Raw genomic sequence first — 22753 nt, forward strand, 5'->3', positions numbered from 1 at the left:
AGCCAGAACAAATCTGAGGAAGTGGAGCGTTCACCTTTATCACCTTCGGAGGAAAGAACAACGTTAGCATACACGAGAAGGAGGGAACATATGGGACATCATCAATTACCCGAGACCATGAAAGCTGCTGTCATGACAGAGCCTGGGAACATCATTATTGAGGAACAAGATGTACCACAGCCGGCTGAAGACGAGGTGCTCATTCAGGTTATGGCCGTTGGCGTCTGCGGATCGGATGTGCATTATTTTGAACATGGCAGAATTGGCCGATTTGTGGTTGAGAAACCGATTATACTCGGACATGAATGTGCAGGTATTGTAGCGTCTGTTGGCTCGAAAGTATCACGGCTGAAAGAAGGGGACCGGGTAGCCATTGAGCCTGGGGTAACCTGCGGACGATGCACAGCATGTAAAGAAGGTCGATATAATCTGTGTCCCGATGTGCAATTTCTGGCGACGCCTCCGGTGGATGGGGCATTTGTGCAGTACATGACCATTCGTGAGGATATGGTGTTCCCAATCCCGGATCATCTGTCTTTTGAAGAGGCAGCCATGAACGAACCTTTCTCGGTTGGCATTCATGCTGCAAGACGCAGTAAACTGGCTCCGGGAACGACACTTGCCATTATGGGCATGGGACCTGTTGGACTGATGGCTGTTGCAGCTGCCAAATCGTTTGGTGTGGAACGCATCATTGTCACAGATTTGGAGGAAGTGCGGTTGGAAGCTGCTCGTCGTATGGGTGCCACCCATACCATTAATGTACGTAACGAGGATGCGCAGGCAGTGATCCGTGAGTTAACGAACGGCGTCGGTGTAGATACGGCGTGGGAAACTGCGGGGAATCCGAAGGCGCTTCAGTCTGCATTGTATTCGCTCCGCCGAGGAGGCAAGCTTGCCATTGTAGGACTGCCCGCACAGGACGAGATTGCTCTGAATGTTCCTTTTATCGCAGACAATGAGGTGGATATATACGGTATCTTCCGTTATGCCAACACCTATCCTGCGGGAATTAAGTTTCTGAGCTCAGGTCAGCATGATGTGATGTCCCTGATTACAGACCGTTATTCCCTTGAGGAAACCCAACAAGCCATGGAACGGGCATTGCACAACAAGAGTGGCAGTCTGAAAGTAATGGTGTATCCGAACGGCAAATGAATCTATTTGAAGGAGCCCTAATGTTTAGGGTTTCTTTTTTTTGTATTTTTCGCCATAAAAGGATTAAACAAGCTTCTATAACGTGGTGTAATGCTTGAAGATTTTAATATATAAAATCTTACACACCCATTTTGTTAAATAGCAATGTAGCGAAAGGAACTGAAGGTTGTGAGAACACATGAATTTATGATTCACTCTGATTTCCACCGGGATGATCTGATGTCTGTATCTTCTCAAGCGTCGCGTTTTTCCTCGGATATTTCATTGTCATTTACGGATGCTGACCACGAGCAGCGTGTAGATGTCAAAAGCCTGCTCGGAATGGCGCTTCTTCCCATTCGACATGGCAGTGTGGTGAGATTGCAGACACGGGGAAGAGATGAACTTGAAGCGTTGGAATATATGCTGAATGTACTGGAGAAGGGCTTAACTTGAACTCTAAAAAACAGTGCAGATCGCAGTGAATTGTAAAAAAAATTATCGTTTGTTCAATTCCGACTGGTACTTCGTCCAAAAAAAGAGTATAATAAAATTTAGTTCTATTCTAAGAAGTACCCATATTAAAGGAGTGTAAATAGATTATGCCAAAAGCTGATATCCATCCAAAGACACAAACAGTAATTTTCTTCGATGCAAGTGCTGATTTCAAATTCCTGAGTTCTTCGACTAAATTCTCGAACGAAACAATGGAATGGGAAGATGGCAACTCTTACCCAGTAATCCGTGTGGACACTAGCTCCGCATCCCACCCATTCTTCACAGGTAAACAAAGAAACGTGGACATCGGTGGTCGTGTTGATCGCTTTAACCGTAAATACAACATCAAAAACTAGTCTGTCCATAGATTGCGAAGAAACCTCGGGGATTTGTCCTCGGGGTTTCTTTGTGTCCTGACCATATCTTAGCTTGCATGGGATGTATGTCCTGTCCTGATCGGCAACGATAAATAAATAATTGCATACAATTATTGCGCTTACATATCAAACGGAGGTACACTAGGAAACAGAGTGAGATCATACTTGAGGAGGAAATAGAGATGAGTAGCATCAATCATATGGTAACGTTTACACTTTACGCAGGCAAAGATACCCCTGAAGCAGAGGCATTTCTAAAAGAAAGTGCGGATGCCCTGGCCAATATTCCAGGTGTGGAGCAATTCCAGGTCCTACGTCAGGTAAGCGAAAAAAATGAGTTTGACTACAGTTTTTCAATGGTATTTGCAGATCAGGCTGCGTATGATGCATATAATGATCACCCGGTTCATCGCAAATATGTGGAAGAACGGTGGGAAAAGGAAGTTAGTCGCTTCCAGGAAATCGATCTCGTTCAGCACGGGAAATAATGAACATGAATCATATTGAATAAACAAAAAAATAGCATGAACTTCGAAATCGTTTTCGAGCATTGCTTGCTTCATATTATTTGTGGAATCCTTCTTTCTTCATTGCTAAATTTCGTTACTACACCATATGTGACTCAAAGGAGGGGATCTATCCCTATGAAATTGGATCTTACAGGTAAAACGGCCCTGGTGACTGGAGCAACTGGTCAATTAGGAAGGGTCATCGCTCGTACGTTGGCAGACTGTGGTGCAAATCTCGCGCTGCATTACATAAATAATGAAACGAAGGCAAGAGAGCTTCAAGATGAGATCGAAGCCATCGGTCGGAAAACGGTCATTGTTCAGGGCGATATTACGAAGCAGGATACGGCATTTCGGATGCGGGATGAAATTCAATCCAGCCTCGGAGATGTAGATATCGTAGTTGCCAATGCAGTCATCCAATATGCCTGGACAACGGTGCTGGAACAATCACCGGACGATTATATAAGCCAGTTCGAATCATGTGTGATGCAGAGTGTATATCTTGCCAAAGCGTTCATCCCTTATATGAAAGAAGCCAGAGCTGGTCGATTCATTGGTATCAATACGGAATGTGCGATGCAGAATTTTGCTACCCAGTCTGCATATACGGCGGGAAAACGCGGCATGGACGGTTTGTACCGTGTGCTGGCGAAAGAGGTAGGCGAATATCAGATTACGGTCAACCAGGTTGCGCCTGGATGGACGATCAGTGAGCGCGACCGCAACAGTGAGTCGGCACATGATGAGGGTTATATTCAAACGGTGCCGTTAAAACGCAGGGGAGAAGATCAGGAAATTGCCAATGCTGTAGCATTTCTGGCATCCGACCTTTCCTCATTTATTACAGGAGCTTATATCCCGGTCAGTGGTGGCAATGTGATGCCTGCCATTTAATGTTGATTTATTGATGTGAAAGAATTACTAAGTATGCAATGAACCGCTTTGTATACCATAGCAGACAAAAATCCGTTTGTCAGTCCATGACAAGCGGATTTTTGTATATATCCATAAATACATATGATTTTGTTTCTAATTTCAAAAGATTGGGGTAAAAGAATAGGTAGTTTAACGCGGTGGAAACATAACTCAAAATAAGCGAATAAAGGAGACCGACCTTTTATGAAAAAAACAATTGCAGACGTTCTGGTCGAAGCACTATTGAACGCAGGCATCAAACGCATCTATGGTATCGTTGGAGACTCCTTGAATGCGGTACTCGATTCCATCCGTCGTTCGGGTAAAATTGAATGGATTCATGTACGCCATGAGGAGGTGGCTGCTTTTGCGGCCGGGGCAGATGCCCAAGTGAGCGGAAGTATCGCAGTATGTGCGGGCAGTAGCGGTCCGGGAAACATGCACTTGATTAATGGTTTGTATGACTGTCATCGGAACCGAGTGCCGGTACTTGCCATCGCTGCTCATATTCCGAGTGATGAAATCGGGAGTGAGTATTTTCAGGCGACTCATCCAGAGTATTTATTTCAGGAATGCAGTCATTATTGCGAGGTCATTACAACAGCCAAACAGATGCCACGTTCCTTTACAATGGCGATGCAGACCGCAGTTGCGCGTTCAGGCGTATCCGTCATTATATTACCAGGGGATGTAGCGGCTTTAGAAGCGGCTGATCTGCCTGTACCGGAGCATGTATATCATCCCACACACCCTGTTGTACATCCGTCTGAGCCTGAACTGCAGAAACTGGCGGAGTTTTTGAATCAAGGCAAAAAAATCACTTTGCTGTGCGGGGCAGGTTGCGCTGGTGCGCGTGAACCTCTCATGCAGCTCTGTGATCGCTTGAAATCCCCTATGGTTATTGCACTGCGAGGCAAGGAGTATCTGGAGTACGATAACCCGTATTCGGTGGGCCTCACGGGATTAATCGGGTATTCCTCCGGTTATCATGCCATGATGGACTGTGATGTGCTTTTGATGCTGGGAACAGATTTTCCATACCGTCAATTCTTCCCGGAAGATGCGGTTGTGCTTCAAGTGGATATTCAGTCTTCACACCTTGGTCGCCGTACAAAGCTGGATTATGGAGTGTGCGGTGACGTGAAGGCCACCATTGAAACATTATTACCTTATCTGACAGAAGAGCATAGTGACAAACATTTGCATAAAAGTGTGGAACGTTACGAGAAAGTTCGCAAAGAATTGGATGAACTCGCCGTTGGGAAACCCGGAAAAACGCCAATTCATCCTCAGTATTTAACCAAGGTCATCAGCGATGCTGCAGCAGATAATGCGATCTTCACATGCGATGTAGGTACACCTACCGTATGGGCGGCTCGCTACATTGAAATGAGTCGCAATCGCCGATTGTTGGGTTCATTCAGTCATGGCACCATGGCGAATGCTCTTCCGCAGGCGATTGGAGCGCAGGTGTCTGATCCGGGGAGACAAGTCATATCCTTGTCCGGTGATGGCGGCATCGCCATGCTGATGGGTGATCTTCTGACGCTTAAACAGCATAATCTCCCCATTAAAGTTGTCGTGTTTAACAATGGAGCACTCAGTTTTGTTGAACTGGAGATGAAAGCTGCCGGATTACTTGAATCGGGTACCGAGCTTGTGAATCCGAACTTTGCCATGGTAGCTCAAGCGATGGGTCTGGAGGGAATACGGGTTGAAGATCCGGCTGATCTGGAAGGGGCTGTAGAGCGTGCATTGCAGCATGATGGTCCTGTTCTGATTGATGTTGTGGTGAACCGGCAGGAGTTGTCCCTGCCTCCGAAGATTAATATAAAACAGGCCGAAGGCTTCACCTTATGGATGATGAAGGCGGTGTTGAATGGACGTGGAGATGAGCTGATCGAGCTGGCAAAAACCAATTTGCTTAGATAAGTCTTACGTTCGTCTTAGCATTAACGCACCATGTTGAACTATCCAAAAAGAAGGGGAACGTTCACCCTTTTATTAAGGAGTTCTCCTTTCTGAGATGTTTAGTATGTGATGAATTTTGCTGTAACCGCACAATAAGACATCCATCAAAATGAATAAGAAAGAGAGGCTACTGTAATGTCAACAGTGCCTCTCTTTTTGCGTGTTACCATTGTTATTCTAGAGCTCAGCTACATCATGCCACATTGGAAGAATCGGTCTGTGCTGCACGGACACTCGCCGGACGGTAGGCAAGAATGATAATAATCATGGCAATCACCACCCCTACAGCTCCAATCCAGGTGATGGATGACAACGAAACTGCACTTACGGCGATTCCTCCAATACCGGCACCGGCAGCCATCGCGAGTTGCATAACCGAACTGTTCAGACTCAGCATAATCCCGGACGATTCCGGAGCCATCGTCACCAGATTATATTGCTGTGTTGGACCGGAAGACCAGGCGGAAAAGGACCACAGAATCAGTACAATGAAGATGGCCACGCCAGAATGAGCCGTGACATTCAGCATAAGCAAACTTACGACATGCAAAGCCATTCCCAGGATGAGTGTTCGCTTTACTCCCATACGATCGGCGCCGTACCCTCCAGATTTGGAACCAATCAGACTTGCGATACCAAAAGCCAGCAAAGCGGAACTTAACAACGTTTCGCTCATGCCCGCAACAGATACCAGGTAAGGTGAAATGTAGGTATAGGCAATGGAATAGCCTCCTAACCAGAAAAAGCTGACAAGCAGCGCAAATCCGATACGAGGTTGCTTAAGCAGGGCTAATTGTTTTTTCAAAGGAACCGGTGCTTCGCCTTCAGACGGCGGGATCGTAATTGAAATAACCATCATGGCCATGACACCCAGAATCGCGATACCTGCAAAAATAAGTTTCCAATCCCAAGCTGCAGCAACCATTCTTCCCAGTGGAACTCCCACGATCAAGGACGCTGTAAATCCGGTAATGACCGTTGCGATGGAGCTGGCCTGTTTGCCCACAGCCGCTATTTTGGCAGCGACGGTCAAGGATGTCACAACGACGACGCCGGCTCCAAGAGCCATCAAGACTCGTGCGGCGATGAACAGTCCATATCCGGGCAGCAGGTAGGCCAAGACGTTACCTATGACAAAAAGTCCAAGGAAGTAGAGCAGCAGTTTGCGTCGGTCCATTCGAGATGTTAATGCGATAATGATGGGCGTACCGAGCGCGTAAACGAGTGAAAAGATCGTAATCAGCTGTCCTGCAGCAATTAATGATATATTCATGGTGTCAGAGATCCTGTCCAGAATGCCCGCAATAACATATTCGGAGGTCCCTACAAGAAAACTGACCAAGGCGAGAACATAGATTTTCCATGTGTTAGACATGAGCATATAACCTCTTTCCAATTATAATTATTATATTTTTAGAAATATAGAAATAAAGACGAGAGAATGTGAAAACAAAATTACTAATACACCAATGAAGTAAGGTAGTGTATTTAATCCATCAAATGTACCGGAATGTTTTGGCGAAAGGATAGTATTCGACTACGGTGAGTCTCTGCGGTCCAATTCGAAAACACAATGTATGATTGTTATTTCTGTATTTATATTTCTAGAATTATAGAAATATAAAGCAAAAATTTTATCTCGTCAACAGATAAGGAGCGAATCTCAGTACAGTATCCGTATTCAAGCTGTAATAAATATACGTGCCTTTCTTTTGTGATGTCAACAAACCACAATCGGATAGTTGCTTCAGGTGATGAGATAAAGTGGAGAGCGCTACTGTTACAAGGCGATTTTCCAGATCAGCAGGACACAGGTTGCTTTCACCCGAAAGGATCTGAATGATTTTATAACGCGTTTGTTCGCCCAAAGCTTTATGAATTTTGACAGCCTGTTCAGTTTCAATTGAATGGGGTACCATCAGAATCGGTCCTTTCATCTTTATTTCTTATTTCTATAAATATTGAAATAACTTTATCATGCCTTTGACGAAAAGTAAACTCCCCACGAAAATTATTGCTTTCAGTCAGAAACGTATCAACTGAAAGCAACAATCTTTGCAGAAAGTCGGGAAATCTATCTAATCTCACTACTTATAGTCGTTCAAGAGACTCGACGTATTCCTTGGCATCTTTCAACGACAGGTTTCTGGCTTCACGAGCCTTTTTGATTGCAATTATTTTCTTGCCCTGTTGTGCAAGTGCCTGCAACTCTTTATCAAGTTCAGTCAGATCAGCCTGTGACAGTGGAGGTGGAGACACATTCACAGAAGAAGCATTATAACTGAGATGGGAATGTACGGTACTGCCTGAACCATTCTCCAGACGCTCAACATCCCTTTTCAATTCATTCAGCTGGGTCTGCAGGCTGATGACGCGAACCAATAAGATGAGAATAAGAAGTAAAAAAACGACTAAAACAATGGTGTTTATTTCCATACAGCCAGGTGCCTCGCTTTCCTTGCTCCAAATACATTTCTATTTAAGCTGTACCGGTATTTCCTTAACACCGCGAACAATCATGCCAGGTCTCCATTCAAGTTCATTAACATCCGCCTGAAGCTGCATATCGGGAAAGCGGCGAATTAACGTGTTAATGGCAATCTCACCTTCCAGTCGCGCGAGGGGGGCTCCCAGACAGAGATGAATGCCTTTGCCAAATGCCAAATGGGCGCTCTTCTCACGAGTGATGTCAAACACATCCGCATCCTTAAATTTCGCTTCGTCCCGATTGGCTGAATCCAGCGCAACAATAACAAGCTCACCTTCAGCTATGTGATGTCCATGAAATTCAATGTCTTCTGATGCCCAGCGGGACGTACTGAATTCAACTGGACCGTTATAGCGCAGCATTTCTTCAACAGCCTTATGGATTAACTCGGGCTGCTTGATCAAGAGCTCGCGTTGCTCGGGGTGCTCCAGTAGGGCAAGTACACCATTACCAATCAAATTAACGGTTGTTTCATGTCCGGCGATGATTAGCAGAGCGACAACACCAAGCAGTTCCTTTTCAGTAAGCTGTTCACCTGATTCTTCTGCCACAACGAGCTGGCTGATCAGATCGTCGCCCGGCTGCTCACGTACTTTGGCAAACCAGGCATTCAGGTAATCAATGAACTCTTTGGCATGCTTCTCAAACACTTCGGAATTTTCCTCGCTTGTCGCGTCGATGATGGAATTCGACCACAGACGAAATTTGTCCTGATCTTCAAGAGGTACACCGAGAATTTCGCTGATTACAATAATCGGTAACGGAAAAGCGAACTCATCGATCAGATTCATCTTGTCCTGGGATTTAAGATTATCCAGAAGATCGTCAGCAATATCCTGAATATGGCTTCTCATGCCCTCAATCAGCCTTGGAGTGAAGGCCTTCTGTACAAGTCCACGCAACCTACGATGATCGGGCGGATCGGAAAAAAGCATGTTATGCACAAAAATATTATCTTGATCCGGTCCGTAACGTTTAATGACATCCTTGCTGAAGCGATTATCTTTCAACACCTCGACCGCATCCTCATATTGGGTAATAATCCAACCGAAATCACCATGAGGGAACAGGACTCTGTGAATGGGATCATTTTGTCTCAGCTTTTCATATACCGGGTAAGGATTCTGTGTAAATTCTCGGGTGAAAAACTCAGGCTTTGAAGTCTCATTTGTACTCAAATGGTTAATCTCCTCTCATCAACAGCTCGTAATGTTACGCATCTTATCTAAGGGATCATATGTTAATTTCGGTGGCTTCATACGAAAAGCCTGCACCATCTATATATTCAATATTGGAGCGATTGAAACCTTGTTTTTGACTAACAAATATGGTATGAAAGGCTACATATTTCAAATAGAATAGCCCATGGAAACAGAGATACAATCAATAGTGATTGGACACACAGACTGCTTGGCTGTATTTTTGTGAGATTGGACTTAATCTGCTTGAACCATATTAGGGATCGGTTAATGATACATAGGGACGTATGGCCTATAATATGAAGTTTTCTTCAACTACAACGTGGATTCAAATTAGTTTTGAATCCAGTCGTCATGATGCAATGATATAAGTAATTCACAATTGTGCTATGAACCATGTCCACGGACTTATGAAGAATGCTGATAAGAAGGACGTTTCAACCATTTTTATCGATTTCTTCGTTCGTTGAAAGGCCCCTGTGATAAAATAGCACTAATAAGAACATACGATCTGTTTGTATGAGAGGAGAAACCTTGACGATGGAGATACTTAAGCCACCTGCCGAGACATTATATGAGGCTGAATTAAGGGCACTGCGAGAGGAAGATACGAGAAAGCGTCCGCCACACTGGCTATTGTCCCCAACGTATGTGCGTGATTTTATCATCGGCAGGGATAGGCCCGCCATATTGGACGGAGAAGAGGTCGCGATAACGAGGAAATTTTATGGCAACGATGTTCTAATTGAACGCGCAGTGGTGACACTGGCAGGCAACCGGGGATTGATGCTGGTAGGGGAACCCGGGACAGCCAAGACCATGCTCAGTGAATTGCTGACCGCAGCCATTTCCGGAACCAGTCTGAACACGATTCAAGGTACGGCAGGTACAACCGAAGACATGATCAAATATTCATGGAATTATGCCATGCTGCTGGATAAAGGCCCATCCGAAGCGGCACTTGTTCCCTCACCGTTGTATAACGGAATGAAGAAGGGGATTCTTACCCGTTTTGAGGAGATTACTCGTTGTCCTGCTGAAGCACAGGATAGCCTGATCAGTATTCTGAGTGACAAGGTGATGAGTATTCCTGAACTGGACGGCGGTGTGCTGTTTGCCAAACCAGGGTTTAACGTGATCGCAACAGCCAACATTCGCGACAAGGGTGTAAATGAAATGAGTGGTGCCCTGAAGCGCCGTTTCAATTTTGAGACGATCAAACCGATTAGCAGCGTGAAAATGGAAGCCAAAATTATTGAATCCCAAGCGCGCAGTCTTTTATTACATAGCGGAATAGACACCGAAATTAATTCGGACGTGGTTGAATTGCTGGCCACGACATTTATGGAACTTCGCACCGGAATGACGCGGGAAGGTTACAAGCTGGATACTCCCCAAGCGTCCATGAGTACAGCTGAAGCCGTATCTGTATATGTACAGAGTGCAATGACTTCGTATTATTACGAAGACAAGGGAATCGCGTTGGATCGGCTGGTGCAAAACATGCTGGGTACTATAGCAAAAGAAAGCGACAAGGATCTGTCCATTCTCAAAACCTACTTCTCCAAGGTTGTGAAGGAGCGTTCCAGAGAAGAGGGGATCTGGAAGGATTACTACGAGGAGAAGAAATGGATCGGTTAACAGGAATGGCTGATCTGGATGTTGCCCAGTTACAGACGCTATTTGAGTCCCGGGTGTATAACCTGAACAACGGCACAATTTATTTTCCCATACGTCATCATAGCCCAGCCTGTTCCTATCATTTGCTGCGATTAATTGAAGAATACAAACCCAACATCATTCTTATCGAAGGACCTGAGAGCGGAAATCCTTTGCTTCAAGTTTTGGCTGACGAGGCGACCATACCTCCTGTTAGTCTTTACTACACCTATGAGAGTGAAGATGAGAGAGCGGCCTGTTATTATCCGATGCTTCGTTACTCTCCTGAATATGTGGCTCTCAAAGAAGCAGCTCGGCTGAACATCCCTGCAACATTTATCGACCTGGACTACCATCATTTCTCTAAGCCCAACAAGCCAGAACAGCGGGAGATTTCCATTCAAGACGAGACATTGCTTGCAGGGTCTGAGTTTATCCACCGTTTATGTCAAAAGACAAACTGTCGAAGTTTCGATGAATTGTGGGAGAGCGTATTTGAAATTGGTGGTCTGGAGAAGTCAACACAGGCGTTTGTACTGGATGTATTCACGTATTGCACCTTGTCACGGATGTGTTATTCAGCGGAGCGATTGCATAGTACAGGAGATCTGGCAAGAGAAGCACACATGAAGAGACGGATTGAGCAAGCCCGACAGGAACATGACCGTGTGCTTGTTATCACCGGCGGATTTCATACGTATGGACTGCTGACGCTAGACAATCATGAAACGGACTCAGAAGGGGTGGCGATGGAGGCTCAAGTTGGGCATCAGAAGTCGGTGCACCAGCAGATGTATCCCATGGTCTACACGTTTGCCGAAGCTGATCGACTGAATGGGTATGCAAGCGGAATGCCTTACGTGAATTATTACGAACAAATCTGGACCCAGCTGATTCGGCAAAAGAGCTCTGTATATAATTTGACCGCTTTGGACTTGTTATCCCGAGTAACCCGCAAGCTGAGGGAAGCGCATGAACATGTATCAACCAGCGACGCCATTGAGGCGTATAGCATGGTTCAGGGCCTCGCAGGACTGAGGGGGAAAAGGGAAGGCGGTGTCTATGAGCTAATGGATGCAACCCTTTCTTCCTTTGTTAAGGGGGAACTTACATTAGCTTCAGATAAACCGCTGCAAGAATTGCACAAATTGCTAACCGGAGATGTCATAGGGAAAGTAGCTCCTAACCCATTCAGTATTCCAATCGTTGAAGATTTCAAAGAACGTTGTACTGAGTCAAAACTTCAAATTCGTACTACAGGCCAGCATAAGAAAGTACTTGATCTATATGCCAAACCAGATCATCGTCGGCAAAGTCAATTGTTTCAATCTATGGTTTATCTCGTTCCGGACTTTGCGAAGAGGCAATCGGGACCGGATTGGATTGCACAGCGTGACATGAATCTTGTTCGGGAGACATGGATCTATACCTATTCCTCCAGAATTGAGGCTCGATTAATCGAGAATTCACTCTATGGAGGCACAATTTGGGAAGCCGCTACGCGCAAGATGGAAGAAGAAATGCAGGGAATACCGGATCATCACAGTGGTGACTTGGCCAAATCGATGCTTCAAGCTCTGCTCATGGGCCTGCAGGATACAGCAATGACGCTGTATGACCAAGTGAAGTCTGCGCTCCGAAAGGACGGGAATTTCCTGTCGTTGTGTGGAAGTCTTCATATTTTGAATCGAATTCAGCAGCATCGCAGACTTCTTGGGTTGTCTGAAGAACAGCAGCTCCTTAACCTCGTATCCGAAGCCTATAACAATGCCGTTGACAAACTGATGCAGCTCTCAAGAACGAATCCGGATGAACATGAAGCGATTGTTCAGGGACTGAAGCTGCTTGCCATGCTGGCAGAGTCATCCGAAGAGCATTTTCGGGATGATACCTTCCGGGCACACCTGGATGAACTGCTGTCAGACAGCCAACTCCCAGCACAGCTGGAGGGGGTATGTATTGCCATATCTTCAGGACTTGGAGACAGGCATAAGGAGGAGATTGTGGATCGGGCACGCGGGTATATCCGGGGATCCCAGGAACAGACCCGGCAGACTGCACTTTATTTACAGGGAGTGTTCTCTGTAGCGCGGGACGCTTTTCTGTATGAAAATCAGCTTTTATCAGAGTTGGACTATATGATCGAGCAACTTGATTATGAAGAGTTTATTCGCATGATCCCTGAACTTCGCTTGGCGTTTACCTACTTTACACCGATGGAGACTGGCCTAATTGCGGATCGGGTCGCGAACCTGCATCAGACAGAGGCCGAAGAGATGTTATGGCCTCCCGTTGACGAGCGACTGCTGATTCAGACAAAAACATGGGATGAAGCCCTTCGGAAGGAGTTTGACGCATGGAAGCTGATCTGAATGAGCTGGATACAACCAAGAAAATTGTGAATGACAGTGCAAAGCTTAACCGGGCGGAAACCTTAAACCGTTGGCGCCTTATTCTGGGTGAATCCGCTGAAGAAGGGCTGTCCAATACAGAAGATTACTCCCCTGATGATTTTAAATATACCGAAGTCGATGAGATTTTGGGATATCTGTATAATCGCGAATACGGTGAAGAGCAGGGTTACAGAAAAGGGGGAGGACGAGGTCCTTCGGAGCTGACCGTTCCCAAATGGTTGCATAAAGTCAGGGAATTGTTCCCCAAACCAACGGTGGAAATTCTGGAGAAGCAGGCGCTTGACCGTTATGGCCTTACGGAATTGTTAACAGACAAAAAGCTGCTGGAGTCACTCGAACCCAATATGAACCTGCTCAAGAATATTATGCAATTCAAAGGGCGAATGAAAGGCGACGTGTTAAAGAGCGCCAAGGAAATCGTACGAGTCGTGGTTGAAGAGCTGCGACGCAAATTAGAATCTCAGACCAGAGCGAGCATTATGGGCAAACGCAGCCGCTATGCATCCAGTTCGGTGCGCTCCTTGCGTAATCTGAATTTCAAGCAGACCATTACCAAGAACTTGAAGAACTATGACAAAAACAATCGCAGATTTGTCATTGAACGTCTTTATTTTGACGGGAATATCCAGTCTCATAACAAGTGGGACATTATCATTGGTGTGGATGAGAGCGGAAGTATGTTGGATTCAGTGATATACAGTTCGGTGATGGCCAGCATTTTTTATCGCCTGAATGCACTTCGCACGAAATTATTTATTTTTGACACACAGGTTGTCGATTTGAGTGACAGGCTGGAAGATCCGGTAGATGTGCTCATGAACGTGCAGCTTGGCGGGGGAACGCATATTACCAAGGCACTCCGTTATGGTGAGACGTTAATCGAAAATCCTGGGAAAACGATATACATTCTTGTTAGTGATTTGGAAGAGGGTTACCCTATCCAGCACATGTACAAGGCATGTAAGGATATTCTGGATACAGGCTGCAAGCTGCTTGTGCTGACCGCACTCGATTTTAACGGGGATACCGTGTACAACAAACATGCTGCGCAGACGTTATCCAATATGGGTGCGCATGTAGCTGCGATTACGCCCAATGAGTTAGCGGATTGGATTGGCGAAATTATTACTTAAACAGCGAGGTGAATCGAATGATGCATCATGCTGGATTAATTGATTGGTTATATACAAGATCATAATTAAACTCATAGTCAAGGAGGAATATGTAATGCTTACCGCAGACCGCGCAGTAGAGGCTTTGGTGGAGAAATTTGCAGAGGTGTGTTCTAACGAATATTCGTTGAAAACGGACCGTAGTTCGGAAATCATCGATTATGTGATGGGAACGACGGACAAGTTCCCAGATATGTTGGGAGGTTCCAGCCATTATGCCTATCAGACGATAGATGTACTTATGAAAATTGCCAAAAAAGATGACGGAGACATCTTTTTTCGGGCGGGAGCCATTGTAATTCATATGGAATCCAATTATTCCAGAAGGAATTCGTGGAGAACCGATGGCTTTACCCTGTGTCTCGGAAACGACTCGGAAGCTTATGGACTGAGTGGAAAGAGCAAAAACGATGATCGTATGGGCGGGTTGTTGTACCGTTTGGAGAAAATCAATCGGTTTGCTGGCGAAAAGGAAATTCTGGATGAATTAAAGAGCAGACTGAAGGGTAATTCCCAGGATGTAATTAATGGGATGATACTCCTTCGACTCTATTCAGATCTCAGTGATAGCCCTTCTCATCTTGCCCAGGTACAACAGTTCACGCAATCTCTGCCTGCATTGTTTCAACATGTGATGACCAGTGACATAAGTAAGCTGCACAACGAATTGCATACATTGATTGAGCCTCTGGTGGTTTACAATTTTCAAACCAAACATAACAGATCTGCACATGAATTGAATGGTGAATTCCTCCAGGAGAAGCATAGTCGGGTTATCGCTGAGAACTATTCGAACACTTCTCTTTCCAAAAAGGAACAACTGTCTTACAGTGAGTTCGACAAGACGATGATCCTTCTGAGCAGCGCCTTGTTGTATATGGTTAACATTAGTGGTGGCAAACAACGTTTCCTTGAAGACAACAGTGAGACCGGTCTTGTTTTGCTCGAAACCATAAATCAGTTACATGAAATCTATCCACTTGAAGTCAGACGTTACTTACTGAGCATGGATCCAAGAACGAAAAATGCCAATGATCTGCTGTCAGGGCTGGTGCCTCTAGATGAGCCATATCAGTTAATCGAAATGTTGCGTAATGAACTCGAAGCGTACACCATACCATGGCAATTTCTGCAATCAGCTGTTGTGAACGAACCGCAGCAGGCCATTCGTGCATACCACATATTAAAACCCCCATTCCTCAAATTGTGCATTCAAAAAATGATGGAGGACCGTGGAATCGCTCTACCAGATGCGGATGAAACTATCGAACAGGCGGTGTTCAGTGCGCTTCGGCATCCGTTAGATGGAGGGAGACAAGGGCTTGCGATTGCGCGATATTTGAACGGGGAAAGCTCACTTGAAGAATACTGGGAAGATCCGAATAGTCGTGGGCTGTTTAATAACCTGAATCGGGACAAAAGACGCGTTCATAATCTAATCAGCATTAGTTTCTTGCCCTTGGATTCGGAGGCAATGCGTCGGTTCGTGATTCTGACCACTTATCCCGAGTGGACATTGGATATTGTCTCAGATATGTATCAATCTTACGCGTTTAGCGGAGAGCAGCTGCTCGAACGTTACGGCCAAGATCCAGAGGTGAAACAAGATAAATTGCTGTCTAGCCTAATTTCGCTCAATGGCATGACCGATTACAAGTACAAATCGATGCCTCAGGATGAATATCGCCGGATCATTCAACAGAATCTGGACTATGCTATTGGCCAGTACAAGAAACTGCCAACGGATACACGCATTCTTGTTTTGGAAATTACCTTTGAACAACGTCATGAACTCTCGACAAAACAAGTAGCCGAAGCGATTCGTGCTGGCTTGCAGGATTCATCCAAAAAAGCAAATGGCGTGGCGTTATCTGAATTCAATCGGATTCCTGATCAGGACTTATATACCGCCATATATCGTTCAGAGAAAAAAGCGGGCGTGAAAGAAATGGCTCTGAGTGCTATTCGCAGTTTGGATCATAGCAAAGATATATATAGTGAGCTTCTGAAGGGTGAAAAGTCTGCAGATTGGAAGAACCTGATTCAAATTCTGCTGGATACCGCGGATCAAAGCCCAGAGTATGCTCATGCGGCGCTTGCCGATCAGGCAGATGCCAAAAAGCTGTCCAGACTAGGCTGGTTATCTCTAAAGGATTTGCCTTCTCTTGTGCGTTCAGCTGACAATCAACCATTAGATGATCAAATCAAGCAATATCTCTTGGTGCAATCGATAGATCATACCTCTGCGCCGAACGAAAGACTGAATGAACTACGCGAGTATGCAAGCGAGGGATCGTTGGCACGGTTTGCTAGCGAACTGCTCCAGTTATGGATACAGGATGGTGCTATTGCGAAAGAGAAATGGGTAATGTACCTCTCGGCACTCTTTGGCGATAATCAAATTGTAAGTATATTGGCTCCACAAATTAAGGAATGGACAGAAAACAGCCGAGGCGCCATTGCAGCAGATGCTGTAAAAGTATTGGCCTATCTTAAGGAACCATCCGCTCTCATGGCGATTGACAAGATTAAACGTACCGTAAAGAACCGCCAGGTTAAGGGTGCTGCTGAAGAAGCGTTGCAGCTGACAGCGGAAAATTTGGGACTCACCTCGGAACAACTGGAAGATCGACTCGTCACCACACTTGGTTTTGATAAGAATGGAACGATGCAGCTGAGCTACGGGGAGCGTTCATTCCTGATTAAAGTGAATGGAGATCTGCAGGTCGTTGTTGTAAATGAAGAAACGGGTAAATCTGTGAAGAGTCTACCTGCTCCTGCACAGAAAGATGATGCTGAACTTGCAGCACAATCTAAGGCGCGTTTCACACAATTGAAGAAGGATCTCAAAACAATGGTTAACATCCAGGCGCAACGTCTGGAAGAATCTTTGTCTAAACAACGGCTGTGGTCTGCTGATGAGTGGAGAGCATTGTTTGTACAGAATGTAATCATGCAGAAATTTGCTGTAGGTCTGATATGGGGCACATATGAAGATGGTCAGTTGGTCACCACGTTCCGTTATATGGAGGATGGAACGTTTAATACCGTCGATGAGGATGAATACGAGCTGCCTTCGGGATCTCTAGTGGGATTGATTCATCCACTCGAACTTGACCAATCTACGCTCGAAGGATGGAAAACGCAGCTGGAAGATTATGAGATCAAACAGCCGTTTGAACAGCTGAATCGTCAAATTCATGTGCCTGAGGATGAAGACAAAAACAAGGTTGAATATGACCGCTTGCCGGAGTCTGATTTCTCTCCCACCGCATTCCCCAAAGCACTGGAGAAATACGGATGGATCAAAGGTCCAGCACAGGATGGCGGCTGGTATCATGAATTTTACAAAGAGTATGGAGATCTTGTCGCAGAACTGCGCTTCAGTGGTACCAGCATTTCATATTATGAAGGATTGGAAGATATCACGCTGGAATCTTTGCACTTCTTTAAACCTGGCAGTCAGAAACACTACTATTATAGCGATCACAAGTCCATTGCTTTGGGTGAAATTGCAGGTCGTGTGTTCAGTGAGACCATCTATGATATTTTAAGAGCGTCAGGACGTTGATCACGTGAGCGGATTTGAACAGAGATTTCGGATATTTTCGAAGTTGTGTACGGAGGATTATCTGATTCGGTATGCCAACAAGGGATTGTATAAACGGTCTCTGAAAGATTTGGATAATGGCGTGACTGTGCAATACACTTGGAATGAAGCATCCGTAAGTTGTCAGTTAAGTGATGGGATACATTGCACGCTTGAAAATACGCTGGATCATTGGGAGTGTTCCTGTCCGGCAGATAATATTTGCAAACATGTATTGATTTCGATTTTATATAATCAGCTGGAACATCAGGCAGAAAATACATTGAATCAGAATGAAGAAGTGTCATCAGCAGTGTTGGAACCTGCGTCTTATATGGATGGCCTAGAGGCAGTTCAAACTCAAAATACAGATTCCCTGGTAACGGAATTCCGCTTCCGTTGGATGGTTGAGTCGGATCTTGCTCCTTTGGTTAAATCGTATAGTTCTTCCTTGATTGAGGAGGTTTTGTTCCGATTAAGATATCCAGAGCCGATTGAAGTAATGGAAGATTCTCTTCTAACAGTGCGTCTGGTGAAACAAGAAATTGAGGTTTCGTTTACAGAGGAACCTAGCCTGGCCAAAGCCCTGTGCAAAGTAAAACAAACTGCCGGCAATATGGCGAAGCTTGAAGCGTTAATGCGTTATCGGATGCAACAAGGCTTGGATGATACGGAAGCCATAAGTGGAAGAGTCCATGATGCCAAGTTTTCACTTCAAACGGTGCGTGAGTGTCGCTCCATGCTGGCAGGTCTGTTAAAGACGGGACTTGCTCGTCTACCGCAATCATATATAGCCCAATTGGAGACACTGGCGATTGCGGCCCATAGCGGCCATCTTCCCGACATTGAGCGGAGTTTACGCGGGATTCAGGGAGAATTGCATCTGTTCTTTAACAGACATGTACGGTTCTCCATGCAATCGATGCTTGATCGGGTAAGCAAATTGTATCTTGCACTACAGGTGCTTGAACAAGAGAAGATCTCGGCGTTCAGACAAAGTCAGCTCATTGGCAGTTTTCGAAGCAAATACTATGCGGTTCCTGCACTGCATCTGTATGGCCTGGGTGCTGATGCATGGGAGACACGCTCCGGTTACCGTGGAATCACTTATTATTTCTATTGCTTTGATGATGCGGAGATCTATACGTACAGCGATGTGCGGGCGGTATACTATGAAGATCATCAATTCTCATATACAGAGCATTATGGTTCCTTCACTCCATGGCTGCCCAATCTGACTTTTCGTCAATTTTCCGGGGAAGAAGTGCACTTTCGCTCGGTTAAAGTAAATGAGGAGCATAGGCTCTCCTCCGGGGAAGGTGCAAAACTTACGTTGCTGCCCAGAACAGAAGTGGAAGAGGTGAATCTGGGCAAGTACATGCAAGATGTAGCATCGATATTCCGTGAGGATACACGAGCATTTGAACTTTTCTCTGTTCCGAAAGAAAGATTGGTGATGATCAAGGTTGCCCGGGTTGTAGAGCATCGCTTTGATAAGCAATCACAGGACCTTATTCTTACGATGGAGAGCGATAAAGGGGAGACGTTGGACCTGACTCTTCCTTATTCTTCGGAATGGCAGACCATGATCAAAAGACTGGAGTCCGGTTATGGAGCAGGAATACTCGAACATTTTTATGCTTTTGTGCGTATAGAGCAACAACGGATATACCCGATCAGCTTCCTGAAGGGTCCAACAGTGATCAATCTGAAACTGGATACGGGCTATGGAAGGACGGGAAGAATTGGAAGACTATAGTCAGTTGATGCAGAAGATCAGCAGCTGGTCAGAAGAGTTGTTACTTCGCGGATTATCCCAATTCACACTGAGAGATATTGAAGTGTTGGAACAGCTAATTGCGGAAACCTCGAGATTCCAAATGTCTTTTCTTCGTGAAATTTTGGAACACATGATCGATGAGGGCCGGAAAACCGCTTTGGGAAACGGCAATGAGGAGCTTATGTTGCTTCATTATTGCCGCCTCACACAGTATGTACAGCTCAGCACTCAGGAATCCTCCTGAACCGATTCCACACACAAAGGATTGCAGAAGCGTGAGCCTCTGCAATTTTTTTATTTTATTTAAGTAAATTGGATTTTTGATTCTCCAAAGTTAACGGTTATATTCGCTCAGATGTCATATCCCCGCTTATGATGCATACCCATACCAGTAGGCGAATGCTGTCTTAAGGAGGAAACTGGCATGTCCATGAGCGAACCTCTGTTAACGCAAATTGTCAATCAACATATCCCGGCTGACGCGACTGTCGTCACCATTGATAAGCCGGTCCAACATCCGGCCATTTATGCTTCAGATCTAACCGGAGACGGAATGCCGGAAATTGCTGCTGTATATCAGCAGGGCGGTGAATTAATGCTGCTTGTTCTGAAATTTTACCAGGGTCACTGGATCAAAATGTCTTTGACTAAAGGATTGGGTTATGGCGTTACCTTGCTGACAGCGGCATCTGTGACATCCACGGCGAGAAACAATCTCATTGTCGGCTGGCAGATCGGTGCGATCTGGTCGAAGCTTGCTGTATACGATTGGACGGAATCCGGACTGACAGATCTGGCGCCAGAAGATTTGTATTACAGCCATGCGGAAATCATCGATATGCCGGGTCACCATGGCAGAGATGGCAAAGTAGAGATTGCACTCTGGATTCATGATACGGGTGAAGCTTATCGGGTCGAGATCATCCGCTGGCAGAATGGGAAATGGGTTCAAGCAACAGATGTATACCCATATTACTTTCCCAAAGTCGTGCAGTATTACGAACAATTGGCAAAACAACATCCAGATTATATTTTCTATTGGTACTATCTTGCGGATGCTCAGTACAAAGCCGGATTATTTCCTGCTGCACTCGTTTCTGTCCAAAAAGCATTAAGTTTCAGTAATCCATACCCTTCACGGGAAGTTCTGCTTGAGCTGGAAAAGAAAATTAAGCAAGCCATGGGAACAGAGGATCATGCGCGTGAAACGACGTGGTTATTTCCGATATCGGTCAGAACAACAACAGGAACTCGGTGGGGTTATATGGATGCCCAAGGTCGTATTCGACTTGAACCGATACTTGACGATGCCCAAGACTTTCAACAAAATGGCCTGGCTGTCGTAGTAAAAGACGGGAAGACAGGCATCATTAATCTTAGCGGCCAATTCGTCGTTCAACCTGTATACGATTCCATTAATTCTTTTACAGAAGGTCGGGCCATTGTTATTGATTCCCAAGGGTTCAAGATGATTGATGAACAAGGCACAGTGCTGACCAAACGGGCCTATCCGTTTATTGCCGATGTGAAGGATGGCCGAGCGCTGTTTTACCTTTCAGACAGCAGTCAGCCAGGTGGGGAAGTCAGTCGTTACGGTTATTTGGATACCTCTGGAAATGAGGTCATTCGGGCGCAGTTCGCTTCAGCGAATGATTTTCAGGATGGCAAAGCCGTTGTGCAGATCAAGGATAACGAATATGCGTTAATCAACCGGAATGGTCAGCGACTGGCAACATATCCGTTTGCCTATGTGGGTCCTCTGGGGGATGGATTACTTCCTTTTCAGAAGGAGGCGTCGGGAAAATACGGGTATATTGACGAACGTGGTCATATCCGTATTCAGCCGAGCTTTACCTCGGCATTTCCGTTCAGTGGTGGTCACGCCATTGTAAATACAGCAGAGGATTACAACTCAATCTATGGCTTTATTAATACACAGGGAACCTTCGTTATTAAACCCGCCTACAATGACATTCGAGATCTGGGAGAACAGCGTCTGGGTCTGGGGCAAGCGATTGATCCCAAACAGTCTTTTATAGGTTCGGTCTATGCGATTGCGGATGTCAGCGGGAGAAGGCTTTCGGATTTTGTATACACGGATGTATCGAATTACAAGAGAGGGCTGGCTTCAGCAACGAATGGAACACAAACGTTCTTTTTGGATCTAAGCGGGCGACCTGCAACGGGATATCCCCGTGTTGAAGGCTCGGGCACACTTGAAGTGGTAGCTCCGGATTTGATCAAGGCGTATGTCGACCAGCGTGTTTCCTATGTAAACCGGGCCGGGCAGGTCATTTGGCGGCAAAATACGATCGTTCCGCTTCACCCGCCTTATCGTGTACGCGAAGAGAAGTATAAACCCAACCCGGACTACCTCGTGTATTATCCGCAATTGGAAGGGCTATCGGATCAAGCCGTTCAGCTTGCAGTGAACGCGAAATTAAAGACCATGTCCCAAGTGAAACCAATCCCTGCGGATCAGAAGCTAGATTATACGTATACGGGGGATTTTGATATTACGTTCTATCAGCAGCAATTGCTCCAGCTTAAACTTACGGGGTATAACTACCCGGCCGGTGCAGCACATGGCATGCCTACGATGATCTATGCGATCATTAATCTGAGCAGTGGTCAGATGTATGAACTCAAGGATTTATTCAAGCCAAACAGTGACTATGTGAAGGTGCTCAGCAAAATTATAGGTGATCAGATTAAGAATGATCCTCAGTACTCTTATGTTTTTCCGGACACGTATGAGGGAATCAGCCCGGATCAGCCGTTTTTTGTCTCAGAGAATGCATTGCATGTGTACTTCAGTCCCTATGAAATCGCTCCTTACGTTGCGGGATTTCCGACGTTTACGATTCCTTTTGCCCAAATCAAGGATATTATTAATACAGAGGGTTCATTCTGGAAAGCTTTTCACGAGTAACCGTAACAGTACCTTTCACCCCAATGCAGAGAGGCCATATGTCAAATATGGTCTCTTTCCTTTCGCCAACGTGGTTCATCAGATGAATTAAATCAGAATAATGTTATTTA

Annotated in this window: 17 protein-coding genes; 13 read left to right on the forward strand and 4 right to left on the reverse strand. The window is 45.5% G+C overall.

Annotated features, from left to right (window positions below; translation table 11 throughout):
- Window positions 1-90: 90 nt before the first annotated feature.
- From AMS66_RS09730 to poxB, 6 genes are all read left to right on the forward strand, one after another.
- Entirely contained in the window at window positions 91-1158 is a 1068-nt protein-coding gene (locus AMS66_RS09730; RefSeq protein ID WP_053780609.1) for an NAD(P)-dependent alcohol dehydrogenase, read from the forward strand.
- 168 nt (window positions 1159-1326) lie between these two features.
- Complete coding sequence (locus tag AMS66_RS09735; protein WP_236703303.1) at window positions 1327-1593, forward strand: HPr family phosphocarrier protein; 267 nt, start codon at window positions 1327-1329, stop codon at window positions 1591-1593.
- A gap of 146 nt (window positions 1594-1739) precedes the next feature.
- Window positions 1740-1991, forward strand: a complete 252-nt coding sequence (locus AMS66_RS09740) for a type B 50S ribosomal protein L31 (RefSeq protein ID WP_053780610.1) — start codon at window positions 1740-1742, stop codon at window positions 1989-1991.
- A 203-nt stretch (window positions 1992-2194) separates the two neighbouring features.
- Window positions 2195-2500 carry a Dabb family protein gene (locus AMS66_RS09745; RefSeq protein ID WP_053780611.1) on the forward strand — a complete coding sequence of 102 codons (306 nt, stop codon included), beginning with the start codon at window positions 2195-2197 and terminating at the stop codon, window positions 2498-2500.
- Window positions 2501-2656: 156 nt separating this feature from the next.
- Complete coding sequence (locus AMS66_RS09750) at window positions 2657-3418, forward strand: SDR family NAD(P)-dependent oxidoreductase (protein WP_053780612.1); 762 nt, start codon at window positions 2657-2659, stop codon at window positions 3416-3418.
- Between the two features lie 225 nt (window positions 3419-3643).
- A complete protein-coding gene (gene poxB / locus AMS66_RS09755; protein ID WP_053780613.1) occupies window positions 3644-5371 on the forward strand; it encodes a ubiquinone-dependent pyruvate dehydrogenase in 1728 nt (575 codons plus the stop codon).
- Between the two features lie 232 nt (window positions 5372-5603).
- Here the strand turns inward: poxB and AMS66_RS09760 are convergent, their stop codons facing one another.
- The 4 genes from AMS66_RS09760 to AMS66_RS09775 form a co-directional block, all read right to left on the reverse strand.
- Window positions 5604-6785 (reverse strand): MFS transporter, encoded by a 1182-nt coding sequence (locus tag AMS66_RS09760; RefSeq protein WP_053780614.1) that lies wholly within the window; start codon window positions 6783-6785, stop codon window positions 5604-5606.
- A 259-nt stretch (window positions 6786-7044) separates the two neighbouring features.
- Window positions 7045-7347 (reverse strand): ArsR/SmtB family transcription factor, encoded by a 303-nt coding sequence (locus tag AMS66_RS09765; RefSeq protein WP_236703306.1) that lies wholly within the window; start codon window positions 7345-7347, stop codon window positions 7045-7047.
- Window positions 7348-7501: 154 nt separating this feature from the next.
- On the reverse strand, window positions 7502-7846 hold the full coding sequence (locus tag AMS66_RS09770) for a hypothetical protein (protein ID WP_053780615.1): 345 nt from the start codon (window positions 7844-7846) through the stop codon (window positions 7502-7504).
- Window positions 7847-7885: 39 nt separating this feature from the next.
- Window positions 7886-9076, reverse strand: a complete 1191-nt coding sequence (locus AMS66_RS09775; RefSeq protein WP_053780616.1) for a cytochrome P450 family protein — start codon at window positions 9074-9076, stop codon at window positions 7886-7888.
- Window positions 9077-9637: 561 nt separating this feature from the next.
- Here AMS66_RS09775 and AMS66_RS09780 point away from each other — a divergent pair.
- The 7 genes from AMS66_RS09780 (at window position 9638) to AMS66_RS09810 (ending at window position 22643) form a co-directional block, all read left to right on the forward strand.
- A complete protein-coding gene (locus tag AMS66_RS09780; RefSeq protein WP_053780617.1) occupies window positions 9638-10738 on the forward strand; it encodes an ATP-binding protein in 1101 nt (366 codons plus the stop codon).
- Window positions 10726-13128 (forward strand): DUF5682 family protein, encoded by a 2403-nt coding sequence (locus tag AMS66_RS09785; protein ID WP_053780618.1) that lies wholly within the window; start codon window positions 10726-10728, stop codon window positions 13126-13128. The genes AMS66_RS09780 and AMS66_RS09785 overlap by 13 nt, the downstream gene beginning before the upstream one ends.
- Entirely contained in the window at window positions 13113-14303 is a 1191-nt protein-coding gene (locus AMS66_RS09790) for a VWA domain-containing protein (RefSeq protein ID WP_053780619.1), read from the forward strand. The genes AMS66_RS09785 and AMS66_RS09790 overlap by 16 nt, the downstream gene beginning before the upstream one ends.
- 94 nt (window positions 14304-14397) lie before the next feature.
- Window positions 14398-17913: a DUF4132 domain-containing protein gene (locus tag AMS66_RS09795; RefSeq protein WP_053780620.1), complete on the forward strand. Its 3516-nt coding sequence runs from the start codon at window positions 14398-14400 to the stop codon at window positions 17911-17913.
- Between the two features lie 4 nt (window positions 17914-17917).
- Window positions 17918-19690 carry a hypothetical protein gene (locus AMS66_RS09800; protein WP_053780621.1) on the forward strand — a complete coding sequence of 591 codons (1773 nt, stop codon included), beginning with the start codon at window positions 17918-17920 and terminating at the stop codon, window positions 19688-19690.
- Entirely contained in the window at window positions 19677-19955 is a 279-nt protein-coding gene (locus AMS66_RS09805) for a toprim domain-containing protein (protein WP_144424459.1), read from the forward strand. The genes AMS66_RS09800 and AMS66_RS09805 overlap by 14 nt, the downstream gene beginning before the upstream one ends.
- Before the next feature lie 180 nt (window positions 19956-20135).
- Window positions 20136-22643, forward strand: coding sequence for a WG repeat-containing protein (locus AMS66_RS09810; protein ID WP_053780623.1), 2508 nt, complete (start codon window positions 20136-20138; stop codon window positions 22641-22643).
- The last annotated feature ends 110 nt before the right edge of the window (window positions 22644-22753 follow it).

Origin of the sequence: Paenibacillus xylanivorans (assembly GCF_001280595.1) — a bacterium.
In the GTDB taxonomy this organism is placed as follows: domain Bacteria; phylum Bacillota; class Bacilli; order Paenibacillales; family Paenibacillaceae; genus Paenibacillus; species Paenibacillus xylanivorans.